Genomic DNA, 12,238 nt, shown 5'->3' on the forward strand with positions numbered 1-12,238 from the left:
TGCGCCCGGAGGGAAACCGGGCGCATTTTTAATGCTTCTTTACTTGTTACAAACTCCCGTCAAACAGATAGGTAGAACGGATAACCCCGTTGTCCAGCACCCCGCTTTCCGACAGCTTCCACTGCGAGCCGAGCGTTTCACCGATGAAACCGATGCCCTTGCCTACCATGACGGGTACGGTGTAGATAGTCAGGCTATCCAATAGTTCTGCTTTTATCAGCGAGGTAAGCAGTCTGCCGCCACCCACCATTAGCATGTCGGTTTCCTGTTTCAGCTCATAGACCCTTTGCAGCGGTTCTTCGGTCAGGAACTCCACGCCGCAGTCCGGTGTCACGTTGGTGTCGTAGTGTGACACCACAAAAGACCGCCTGCTTTTGTGCGGCCACCCGCCCCAGTGTTCAAAGATGTAGTTGTAGGTGTTCGCCCCCATAAGCAGGCAATCCGCTTCCAAGTATTGCTTGCCAACGATATTTTTTATTTCACGAGGTAGCCAGTCCAGTTCCTTGTCTAAGGTGGCTGTGTGTCCGTCAAGAGATACGGCGATGTGCGCTTTAATTTGTTTCATCCTATCAAGTATTAAACAGTTGATAATCTTTTTCAAACTGTCCGCCAATATCTCAAAAAAGAAGCGTGGTTCTTACACTGCTTCAAAGCGAGGTACTGGCATACCCAAATGAGGAAACAGGCAAGACCACGCTATGACAAAGCATAGCATATCCTGCGCTGAATATCCCCTCATTTTGAAAAGTGCCAGTTTTCGCTTTGGGACGTTCGGCGAACGTATATGTTATATATAAAGACGAAATCACGACCGGAGTTGTTCAATCGCCGTTATTCTCTTATGTTACTTTTGCAAAAGTAGCGAAAATCACCGGAATAACCTTGTAAATAACAGAAATCCTGCCATATTACAATAATACGACAGGATAACGGAAAGTATATACAATCAAATTGTAGTCACTTAATCTGTGCGTTCACGAATTAACTTGTGTATGTCACTTGCCCGGTAGAAATATTTTCCGTCCAGCATGATATAGGGCAATATGCCTTTCTTGCGGTAACGCTGCAAGGTCTTGGTACTCACTTTCAGCATGAAGCATAAATCTTGATTGTCAAGCAATTTTTCACCGTTCAGATAGTTGTGTTCACTTAACAGGCGGTCTATCTTTCTTTCCTGCATATCGAACCTGTCCATGATACGTTCCATCCATGCCACGAAATTTTCTTTATCTATATACATAGTGCTGTCGGATTAAATTAGACCTATCATAAAATAACTTTGGTTTGCCGGGTCTTTAACGATGATGTCCCGTTCACGCATGAAGCGGATATAGCTTTTGGCGGTGCGTTCCTTAACGTCCAAGACCTGCTGTAACTGTTCGCAAAGGTCTATGTAGGTGATATGTGTCTGCCGCCCGAAGATGTCACGGGCAACGCCCACCAACTCCTTTTCCTTGCGTTTCTCCTTTTCTTCACGAGGCTTTTCCCCTTTGTACACGTGCATCCCGGCTTCCTTGTCCCATGCAAAGAGCATCAGGGGTACGTCCAGTGGGCTACCGTCACGCACTTTCAGAGCTTTTACCACCGACAGGGCGGGTTCATCGTCTTTCTCTATCGACAGGATAGTAGCCGCCTTGCGTTGCAGTTCGCTACCCAAATGTCCCCGCAGTTTCAAACCATTCGGGACGAAGTGCAGCACACAAAGAATACACGTGTTATAGATACCAGCCAGCCGATAGAGTTCATCTATCACCGCCACGCTTTCCGCTTCATCGTTGGCACTCTTTACGAGGTCGGCGATGCCGTCAATGACAACTAACTGGATGCCGCCGTACTGGTAGTAGAACTTATCCATGCTCTGCACAATGGCGTGTAAGCGTTCCTTGCGTGACATGCCCGTCAGGCAGAACGCTTTCAGTTCTTCCGGTTTGTCCTGCTGTTTGGCTCTTATCAGCAAGTTTCCCACATTTTTGAATAACTGTACTTCCGATTGTTCGGTATCATATAGCAAGACCGCTTTACGTTTCCCGTTGGTCGTTATCTGTATGCCCAGCGTATCTACTTCCGCATCAGCCGAACAGATGCAGCCAGCCACGATTGCAGCTACATAATTGCTCTTTCCCGTTCCCTCGCCCCCGGTGATGCCGAACAGGTTGCCTTGTGTTCCCAATGGAACATCGCCCGCCGAAATAATCACTTGCGCTTTGGCGGGCGGGTTGTTGAAATCTATCTCGCACGATTTTAGCATAATCAATGTGTCACTATATAGGTTGTCTAAAAATTCTATAAACAGTTTCAGGAAATCTTCACGGGTGTTTCCGGCTTTGAAGTAGTCGGAAATATCCTTTTCCTCTTTCGTTCCCGGCAGTGGCAGGAGCAGACGTTTCACGCCAAATTCTTCCAATAGTTTTTCCTGCTTACGTGCGCTTTCCCTGCCTGTTTTATCCGTATCATAGAGCAATACAATATGCTTGAAGCGGAATGTCAGCCTATAAACCAGCGTGGGTGGGACAGTCACCGTTTCGCTGTTGAAGCAGATAGCGTGAAATCCATGTGCCGCCAAAGAAAGTACGTCTTTCTCGCCGCCCGTGATGAACAGCGTATCACCTTTGGCTGGCAGTTGTTCCAATCCGAAACAGTAGTTTTCGCCGAAACTGCCGCCATAAAGGAAGCGGGGAGTGGAGAACGGGCGGTACAGCTTGATATGCTGTTTGCCCTTGTAACCATACATGGGTTCTGTTACCGATGAAACATAGGCGTATGGTTTCCCCTCTGCCGTTTCGCTGCCGTACTCCCGGAGGGAACAGACCTTGTAATGTTCCAATAGTTCAGGCGTGATACCATATTGTTGCCAATACATCAGTTCTGCAAGCGGAAACTTCTGTTCCCGGAACTGGTAGGGCTTGACGGGTTTTTCGGGTGTTTCTTCGGTTTTGTCTGCCGCATTCCGATTATTTACCATTGTTGGAATGGCTATTGGAGTTCCTGCCGCCAGCCCCAGCCCCAACCCCAAATCCCGGTCGATAATTTCCAGTATCTCCACAAAGTCAGCCGCCCGGTTACAGTCCAATCCTTTTAACTGTCCAACTAAGAAAAAGCAGTCGCCGCTATAATTGTCGTTACCGAAATCTTTCATTTTATACATACCGCTATGGCGGTCAAAGTAGATATTACATGATGCTTTCTTGTCCTGATAGAGCGGGTTAAGAAAATGCCTGCCTATACGCCAGTCACCGGGTAAGTAATGCTTGAAAACGAACAGACCGTTATTTGTCCTGCTTAGTATTTCTTCTTTCCTTAACATATTGCTGGTGATTGGTTATCAGTTCGTTTATACACTCCTTGTCACGCTTAATCAGGCGTTCTTCCAACATTCGTTTGACTTCCTTAATCTTATAGAAGTAATGTCCCTTGATGTCGGAGTAAGAAATCATTCCTGCTGCCCGCAGGCGTTGCAGGGTTCGGTCACTGATTTTCAAGAAAGTACATACTTCGTAACTGTCCACCCAAATTTCATCTTCATCGGTCTTGTTTTCGTCCAAATGATTGAAGATGTAGTTTGCTATGGCGGTAATCTTGTTGTCAAGTTCCTTGTAGGCTTTTGACTCAAATGTTATAATCTCCATATTGCTAACTTATTGATTTGCCGCAAAGTTCGGTAGAAGAAATAACCTAAAAGTCATGGTTGTACCTATCATGGTATTACTTTTTTTGAGGGGAAAATCGGATGAAATAACAAATAATCCCTCTGAAAAACGGTGTTTTCTCAAAGGGATTATTTACAAAAAAGAAGTACCATGTTGGGGTAAACATGGTACTTCTTAATTCTGTAATACAGGGAATTATTTCATATCATCCTCATTCATCCGCTTAACAAGGTAGTCTATCAAGTGGTGCAGATACATTGTCCGGTCTTTTCTCTCTTTCATGGCTATATATGAAGCATAATAATCCCCTAAATCAATATGGAATATCGTACTAAGGAAATTCATCATTTCTTTTATTTCCACGTTGCCATTATTTATGTCACCCGAAGAAACAAGAGAATATCCCAACTCAATAAGATATGCCTTTTTACCAGTAAAGCGGAAAATATATTTATCCAGTTGTTGTAGGTTATGTTCTACCTGATTGGTATTCCCCAGTTTTACCAATCGTTGGTTTAAGTAGATTCGCAACATTTCATTACATAGTATCTTCGCTACCTTATAATCGTATTCGGTTGAAAATAGAGGGTCACGGTCATATTGGAAGCAGTCAAGCAATAATTGAATATCCGCTTTCTTACGGACAAAATACAGGCTATCCATATAAGTGGATTTTGACCTGTAATATTGATAAAAATTCAAATTGTCACGAAAAAAACGGGTTAATTCCTCTAATTCTTGGTTCAAATATTCCTTTATAATTTCATTGTTACCAATGGGGCATTTCATTTCAATATTATAGACCTTACTAAAATATAGATACTTGTCGAGAATATTAGGTTTGATTTCCTTGAAAAAGCGTATTTCTTCTTCATTTGTCGGAAATACATAGTCTGATACAAGCTTTCTTAATTGGCTGTATAGCGGAGTGATGAACTTTACCATGTGCAAAGCATCATCAACAGTAATATCATTGTCATAATTGAGCAATTCTATTTCAGCATTTATCCGGGACAATATTTCTTCCGCTATTGTTCTCATGGCTACCTATTTTTCATTGCCGCTACTTTTTCTAAATCGCCATTCATTAGATAAGGCAAAAACTCCCGTAGCTTATCTACTGACCAGTTCCACCATTTCAAAGCCTGTATCTGTTCTATCATATCAGCACTGAACCGCTTTCGTATCTCTTTAGCAGGGACACCGCCCACAATGGTATAAGGCGGCACATCTTTCGTCACAACCGCCCTTGTGCCAACAATAGCCCCGTCACCGATATGGACACCAGCCATAATTACGGCTTCATACCCTATCCACACGTCATTGCCTATCACGATGTCACCTTTGTTGTCCCAAGCTGAAGCCACATCAGCTTTATTCAATTCCCAATCTTCATAAAACAGCGGGAATGTATAAGTGGACAGGGATTTCAGGGTATGGTTGGCGCAGTTGAACAGAAACTTTGCTCCACAGGCAATCGAACAAAACTTTCCGATTATCAGCCGCTCGTGATTAATCGGATAGTGATACAACACATTGTTTTGCTCAAACAGGCAAGGGTCTGAAACAAAATCGTTGTAAATGGTATAGTCGCCAATTTCAATGGACGGGTCTTTCACTACTGCGTTTAGATATACGGTTTGCGTATCGCCACTACGAGGATATATTTTATTCATCATAATTTTCTGCTTTTAGTATTGTTTGTATTTCAGATAAAAAACGGATTGTACACCAAGCAATATCACGAACAGGTATTCTACTGCCCAATAAGCTGCCAATGGGACATTGCAACGGCTTAGTCCCCATAAACAGAACAGATAGGCAATCGTAGTCGTCACTTGAAAGACGAATACAGTCCGTGTCGCTCCCGTTCCGGTTACGGCATTCAGATAGACATAGCCGGGCAGCGCAAAGAAGTAATCCAATAGCATGACCGCAAAAGGTAGCCATGCAGCTTGTACGATTGTCGGATTTCCCGTGTAAGCCCCAATAATGAATTGGTGGAACAACAAGGCAAGGAGTATCAGCGGAACACCTGCCGCATATCCCAAACGAATAATCCGGTGACAAAGCGGAAAAACATTTCTCTTTTCACCCGCTCCAATCAGGTTACTGACCAAAGAACCGGTAACACCCGATAGAGCATTGACAATGACGGAGAACAAGGCAGAAACGCTTCTTATAATATTCGACACCGCCAATTCCGTTTCCCCTAAACGCTCGATAGCCAAAAAGAACAGAAACCAAATGGCTACACTCATAAAGAATTGAAACATGCTCCACACCGAGATAGAAAAGACTTCTTTCAATACGGTTATATCTATACTCCAATGTAAACCATACAGATGTCTGTTAATGTGTCGAAACACATAGATGGTCAAAACGATTAGCGAACACAATTCAGCAAAAGAAGATGCAATAGCTGCCCCTGATATACCCATGTCGAAACCGAATATCAGAAGCCAGTTCATAGGGATATTTACCAGCACGGCAGTAAAAGCCGCCATGTTCAGGGCTTTTGTCTGCGTGATGCCTACCAAGAATGCACGTAAGGCAAGAAACGGGAAAGAGAAAAACAGTCCCCAAATGCGTCCGTCCAAATAACGGATAACCGCATTATAGACATTATCCGAAATAATCAGATGTTTCAAGAAAATAGGGGAAAGTGTTTGGGACAACAGGCAAAGAACAGCCGCCAGCGACAACAAAAAGGACAAACCTTGAAAGAAAGCCTTCCCTGTTTCCGAATACCGCTGTTCCCCGTTACGGCGGGCAATTATCACTTGCAGTCCCAAACTAAACCCGAAGCCGAGCATATAAATAGCCAAGAACCATATTCCTGCAAGGGCAGATGCACCCAGTTCCACATCACCCACATGCCCCAAGAACAAGGCATCGGTGATGTTTATCAGTTGTTCGATTAGAATGCTCATCATCACGGGAAAAGCGATGAGCCATATATTTTTATAGGTATAATTCATTTGTTCAAACCAATATGATACAATGAGCCATGCCACTTCAAGCAGCATAACAATTTTATAGATTTGTAATAAGGGACAATGACAAAACAATAACAGGCAAACTTAAACGATAAGCCTGTCTATTGCTGAATAGCGTTAATTGAGGGTGCTATTCGTTGAGCGTAGCTATATGCACAACTGCCATTTCATATTGTTGAACAACTATTTATTTTTCTGTTAGTTCTGCAAAGATAGCGTTTTTCCCTGAACTTATATTCTCAAAGTATCAATTTCTTTCTGTACCCCGTCCAAAAAGTGGGAAGCGTGTGCCCCGTCCATTTGCGTATGGTGGAACTGGAAAGAAACGGTTAGTGTCGTTTTCAGCAGGTGGCGTTTGTACTTGCCCCAAATGAGAAACGGATTGTTGAAGATTCCGCTATACATACCTATCGCCCCGTCTATTTCGTATTGCGCCAATGCGGAAGTGCCGATAACCATACTTTCCGTCAGGTCATGGTTCGTGCAGCTTTCGGCGACTTGTCGGGTAAGTTGCAGATAATGTTTGTTGAACAGGTCTAAATCATCATTGAAAGGAATGTCGCACGAACTTACTTCACCCTCTTTGTTGGCGACAATGGTATTTACTGCTGTGCTGCCATATTGCATCAGCTTGTCGCCCACGGGGAGCATATAAAATTCTTTCACACCGCTTGCTGCCTTGCCGATACAATAGCACATCAGCATATTGAATTTCATTCCTGTTTTTCGGCTGATTCTTACAAGACGTGACACATTGAGTGTTTTCAAGAACGTCACCATTGGCATAGGTGCATTCATCCACATTTCAAAGGCGTATGCCCGGCTGGTTTCTTTGGGATTTACTTCTTTCATACTTATGCTATTTTCATTTAATGAATTAGGCAGCAAAAGTAGGGGAAGCATTTGAACCCGGATAGAACAAAAGAGACATTTATACAGGGCTGGTGAACAAATCAGAATAAGGATTTGACACTTTCAATAAAGATGTGGGCGTATATCCGCTGAACTTCTTGAACTCCCGTATAAAGTGTGATTGGTCTGCATAACCACTTGCGTAAGCTATTTGCGCTTGGTTGATTTCGCCCGATTGGTGCTGCATTTGTTCCAGTGCTTTTTGAAAACGAACAATACGAGTGTATTCTTTGGGATTGATACCTACCAATGAATTGAATAGTCGCTCAAATTGCTTTTTACTTAGGCAGGCGATAGAGGATAGTTCGGCTACGGGTGTCGCAGGAGCAATACATATTTGTTTTACTGCCGCAGTAATTCTTTTAGTCTTGTATGTCGCATCAGATAATGTATCTGCAATTTGTGACAACAGCCATTCTTCTATATGATTTATACAACGGTTGTTATCTTCGCAATCGAATATCCGTGCAGCCAGTTCATTCAAATTCGTGCTTTCAATGTCGTAACCTGAAACTTCCTGATTATAAAAGAGTGATGTCGGTACATTCAAGAATGTACTCATGGCATGAGGTTGAAATACGACCACTACCATTTCGATATTTTCATCAGCATACAGATGTGATGAAAAATTAACTTGCCCGCTGATAGTCAACCTGTCTTGTATCCTGTTCAGTTCGGGTATATATAGTGGTGCTTGCTTATGAAAGATGATTTGAGGGCAGCCAATAGGAAAAGTCAGGGTATTCAGTCGTTGGTTACTTTTGAATACCCAATAATACCTAACGTAAGGTTGTAACAACTTACAAGGTTTGTAAAAATTGAACTCCTCTTGAATCATTTTACAAAGATACTTATTTTATTGGTATCATGGTTATTACAAGATGGGATTTCTTTAGTGCAAGGTGCAAGTATATATCTTTATATATAGCTTGCACCTTGCACTAACCGCAGAAGATTTATTTTCAATGATTTGTATAATTCAAAAGAAAGCCGTATCTTTGAACCGTAGTTTTAGGCAGACAACGAACAGCCAAAAGGTGACAGAAAAGCGTTATTCTTGTAACCTAAGTTGTACCCCCTAAGGCTTTGACATGATGATAAAGAATTGAATTTCAAGGATATTGGGGAGTAGGTTCATAACCCTGTCTCTCCGCAGAACCCCGAAGACAAAAAGGGGTCAAAGTATGACAAATCCCGTAAAATCAAGGTTTTACGGGATTTTTTATTTCTCTTCTCGGACACCCGAAAGACACAAAAAAAACCGTTTGAACAGAGTACCGTTACTAAATCGTTACTGAAAACGGACGATTGATTTTAGTAACGATTTTTATGGTAAGTCTTTGATTTGTCGTTTGTTGTCTTCAATGTGTCTGCTCACAACCCAATTATTAATTATCTCTTTGCCGCTAAAAGTTTTCACCCTCGGCAAAGAGGCAAAAAAAGAGGTATTATGAGCAAGAGTACATTCAAGATTCTTTTCTACATTCGGAAGAATCAAGTAAACAAAGAAGGCAAGTCGGGAATCATGCTCCGTTTGACCGTTGGAAAATCCAGTGTAAGATGCTTCCTAAAACCAAAGAGCATCTTACACTGGAATTTCCAACAGAAAGCGACACTGTAACGGCCATCCTCGGTTGCTTTCCGAATCAGTAAATTCTTGACACTCATAATCTCATTTTACAATATGAGTGTTTTCTTTCTCCCAATTTCTTGCCGCCCGTTTCAGAAGCCATTTGCAAATCAAAGCATGAAAAGGACGGATGAAAAAGAAATAGACTTTACCTAACAAATTGTGATACTTGACAACGGTTGTCATCCGAATGGATTGGCACTGCGTCGGAGCATCGGGTATATCACATTGCAACAATACCTGAAACTCCAGATGCTTATCGGACTTTCCGAAAGTGACTTTTCCTTCGTCTTTCTCCTTTATCAAATCTGTAAACCCATCTCCTCCTTGAAGTCCGAAAGGCTTTACCAGCCAGTCACGAAACCTGAGCAGGTATTGAACGGGCTTAGGATAATAAACAAACATCATCCGAAATAAATCTTTGGCAGTCATCCTGCTAGTATTTCGAAGGACTGTCGTATAAGTGTCAGTATAGTCGGCTTCCATTTTGCATACCATTAAATAAATTCAAACCGGAGAGGTCTTTCCACGTAGTTGTTGAACTTAACTTTAGGAATTCCCAATGCCATAGCCGCATGAATCTTCCCCTTAATGCCAAGGAGTTGTTCCAAACCTCCCTTTTTCAATCTGATGGCAGAACAAAGGAAACCTGCGTAGAATTGGCTTACTCCTAAGGTCTCAGCCATCAGAGACATATTCTGATAAGCCAAATCAGCGTTGGTCGCTCCGAAAAAATCCCTTTGGTCGGTACAGATGAGGATTACCGTTCTGGCTTTCCGGAGAATAATGTCATTTCCTTTGTCGTACTCAGCTACAACATTCAGCATGGATGGCAGATTGTCATAATACTGCGGACGAAACCGGCGCAGGAAAGGTTTCAACAGAGGATTTTGCAATATATGAATGATGTGTTTGTAAGTGTCCGCCACGAAACGGCTAAGGATTTGCAACTGCGATGCGGAGTTTATCACCTTGTAACATACATCTTGTGCATTATGGGCTGTAGGTGCATAGCTTCCGGCCTCCATAATTTTCTGCAAACATTCTTTGGGAACGGGCTGACCGGAAAACGTCCGGTTCGACCTCCTTTTCTTGCATAACAGCAGGAACTGTTCACTTGTCGGACAATCTTCCGTTTTGAACGGATGTATCTTCTCCGTCGGATAGGCGGAATGGTGCAAAGCGTGTGTCGGACAAACAGCAGCACACTGTCCGCAACCGATACACCGACCGAGCGAACCTACTTCAACCATCCGGTTTGCACTGTTCCTCACCAATACATGAGAAGGACAGACTGCAACGCATCGGATGCAGTTGATACAATTAGAAGAAATTCGGATATTAAATTGCATAGAGTGCATGATGATTCAAGTATTTTGTAATGTCATTCGATTCATAATTATCTAAATAGAATAATGTCGAAGATCCCCGTGCCGTCTTCGACAACCACATGGCAAACCCTTGACTAATATTTTGTATCCGTTCACAAAGATAGGAAAAATAAGAAGAAAGGATTCCCATTTCACTTATATTAATAAGGTGTAGAAAGCCCCAAGAGAACTATAAAAAGACGGTCTCACAACAATGCGGAACACCCTGAAACAAACAAGAAACCGGCCGACCGTCTCTTTACGGACACAGTCGGCCGGAACAATTATATAAGAACGATGGCGGCACTCCACAAATGCACGCCCTCCCCTATCGCAAATCCTTAACGCACCAAGCGGTTAGTCGCAGAATCCGGAAAAACGACAGTAGGAGTAAACGTCTTGGCTTCTTCAAAATCCATCATGGCGTATGAGATGATAATACAAATGTCTCCTACCTGCACTTTACGGGCAGCCGCGCCGTTCAGGCAAATACACCCCGAACCGCGTTCACCTTTTATAATATAGGTTTCCAAACGCTCACCATTGTTGTTGTTCACAATCTGGACCTTTTCTCCCGCAATCAAATTAGCCGCATCCATCAAGTCCTCATCAATAGTGATACTCCCCATATAATTCAAATTAGCCTCCGTCACACGCACACAGTGCAACTTCGACTTCAGCACTTGGATCATCATACCCTTTTGCTTTTAATCTTATTCTTTATATCTAACGTGATCTATCAAACGAATAGGCTGGCTTCCACAGAAAACGGTGATACACCCTACGATGTCATCCGAATCCGACCAACTGTCCAGTTCCTGCAAAGACCCGCCATCCACTATGGCAAAATATTGCACTTCCAGTCCCACTATGGCATTCAACGAATCCACCACATATTGCCGGGTCTCTTTCAAGGTATGGTTCGTGGCAAAATTCTTGCTTTTAGAAAGAATGCCGAAGATATGGGCCGCTACGGCCTTCTCCCCATCCGTCAATAAGGTGTTACGGCTACTCATGGCCAGACCACTTTTTTCACGGACAACCGGACAAGGCACTATCTCTACCTTCAGATGCAAATCTTCGACCATGGCACGAATCACGGCAATTTGTTGGAAATCCTTCTCCCCGAAATAAGCACGGTCAGGTTCCACGACGGCAAACAATTTGCTCACAATCTGGCACACGCCATTGAAATGTCCGGGACGGAAAGCCCCTTCCATCACCGTATCCACCGGCGGATAGCTGAATTTCCTGCTATCCGGTTCCGGATACATCTCTTCCACAGACGGTGCGAAGACGAAATCAGCCCCCACGCTTTCCAGTAAAGCGCAATCCGCATCCAACGTCCGAGGATATTTCTCTAAATCTTTTTTATCATTAAACTGCGTAGGATTCAAAAACACACTCACTACGGTCACATCATTTTCTGCTACACAACGTCTCACCAAGGAAGCGTGGCCCTCATGCAATGCACCCATCGTAGGCACCAATCCAATCTTTTCACCCTTTGCACGCGCCTCTGTCAAGTTGCGTTGCAAATCTTCAATTGTATGAATTAACTTCATTTGTGGTTGATTTTAAACTGCATTCCCTAAAAAACTCTGCAAAATAACATATAAAATACCACATAGCAAAAACATTAGCCAAATAAATACGTGAAATTAATGAAAGAATTAAGCT

The 12,238-nt window shown here is 43.0% G+C and carries 13 protein-coding genes; all 13 read right to left on the reverse strand.

Annotated elements, in window-relative coordinates:
• Positions 1-46: 46 nt before the first annotated feature.
• Entirely contained in the window at positions 47-565 is a 519-nt protein-coding gene (locus HMPREF9441_RS10440; RefSeq protein WP_008620914.1) for a dihydrofolate reductase family protein, read from the reverse strand.
• Positions 566-961: 396 nt separating this feature from the next.
• The gene (locus tag HMPREF9441_RS10445) at positions 962-1,240 is read right to left on the reverse strand and encodes a helix-turn-helix domain-containing protein (RefSeq protein ID WP_007845607.1); all 279 of its coding nucleotides are present in this window, start codon (positions 1,238-1,240) and stop codon (positions 962-964) included.
• A 12-nt stretch (positions 1,241-1,252) separates the two neighbouring features.
• A complete protein-coding gene (locus HMPREF9441_RS10450; protein ID WP_008620923.1) occupies positions 1,253-3,304 on the reverse strand; it encodes a bifunctional DNA primase/helicase in 2,052 nt (683 codons plus the stop codon).
• The gene (locus HMPREF9441_RS10455) at positions 3,267-3,626 is read right to left on the reverse strand and encodes a helix-turn-helix domain-containing protein (protein WP_008620924.1); all 360 of its coding nucleotides are present in this window, start codon (positions 3,624-3,626) and stop codon (positions 3,267-3,269) included. The genes HMPREF9441_RS10450 and HMPREF9441_RS10455 overlap by 38 nt, the downstream gene beginning before the upstream one ends.
• Before the next feature lie 216 nt (positions 3,627-3,842).
• Positions 3,843-4,688 carry an RteC domain-containing protein gene (locus tag HMPREF9441_RS10460; RefSeq protein ID WP_008620925.1) on the reverse strand — a complete coding sequence of 282 codons (846 nt, stop codon included), beginning with the start codon at positions 4,686-4,688 and terminating at the stop codon, positions 3,843-3,845.
• A 2-nt stretch (positions 4,689-4,690) separates the two neighbouring features.
• Complete coding sequence (locus tag HMPREF9441_RS10465; protein WP_008620926.1) at positions 4,691-5,326, reverse strand: CatB-related O-acetyltransferase; 636 nt, start codon at positions 5,324-5,326, stop codon at positions 4,691-4,693.
• A gap of 12 nt (positions 5,327-5,338) precedes the next feature.
• Complete coding sequence (locus tag HMPREF9441_RS10470; protein WP_008620927.1) at positions 5,339-6,676, reverse strand: MATE family efflux transporter; 1,338 nt, start codon at positions 6,674-6,676, stop codon at positions 5,339-5,341.
• Between the two features lie 201 nt (positions 6,677-6,877).
• On the reverse strand, positions 6,878-7,498 hold the full coding sequence (locus HMPREF9441_RS10475; protein ID WP_039865174.1) for a CatA-like O-acetyltransferase, family 2: 621 nt from the start codon (positions 7,496-7,498) through the stop codon (positions 6,878-6,880).
• Between the two features lie 79 nt (positions 7,499-7,577).
• The gene (locus HMPREF9441_RS10480) at positions 7,578-8,396 is read right to left on the reverse strand and encodes a helix-turn-helix domain-containing protein (protein WP_008620930.1); all 819 of its coding nucleotides are present in this window, start codon (positions 8,394-8,396) and stop codon (positions 7,578-7,580) included.
• Between the two features lie 834 nt (positions 8,397-9,230).
• Positions 9,231-9,674: a DUF2867 domain-containing protein gene (locus HMPREF9441_RS10490; RefSeq protein WP_244949733.1), complete on the reverse strand. Its 444-nt coding sequence runs from the start codon at positions 9,672-9,674 to the stop codon at positions 9,231-9,233.
• Positions 9,675-9,685: 11 nt separating this feature from the next.
• The gene (locus HMPREF9441_RS10495; protein WP_336495118.1) at positions 9,686-10,549 is read right to left on the reverse strand and encodes a nitroreductase family protein; all 864 of its coding nucleotides are present in this window, start codon (positions 10,547-10,549) and stop codon (positions 9,686-9,688) included.
• Between the two features lie 350 nt (positions 10,550-10,899).
• Complete coding sequence (panD, locus tag HMPREF9441_RS10500; RefSeq protein ID WP_008620938.1) at positions 10,900-11,253, reverse strand: aspartate 1-decarboxylase; 354 nt, start codon at positions 11,251-11,253, stop codon at positions 10,900-10,902.
• 18 nt (positions 11,254-11,271) lie between these two features.
• Positions 11,272-12,123 (reverse strand): pantoate--beta-alanine ligase, encoded by an 852-nt coding sequence (gene panC / locus HMPREF9441_RS10505; protein ID WP_008620940.1) that lies wholly within the window; start codon positions 12,121-12,123, stop codon positions 11,272-11,274.
• Between the last annotated feature and the right edge of the window lie 115 nt (positions 12,124-12,238).

This window comes from Paraprevotella clara YIT 11840 (genome assembly GCF_000233955.1).
In the GTDB taxonomy this organism is placed as follows: Bacteria; Bacteroidota; Bacteroidia; order Bacteroidales; family Bacteroidaceae; genus Paraprevotella; species Paraprevotella clara.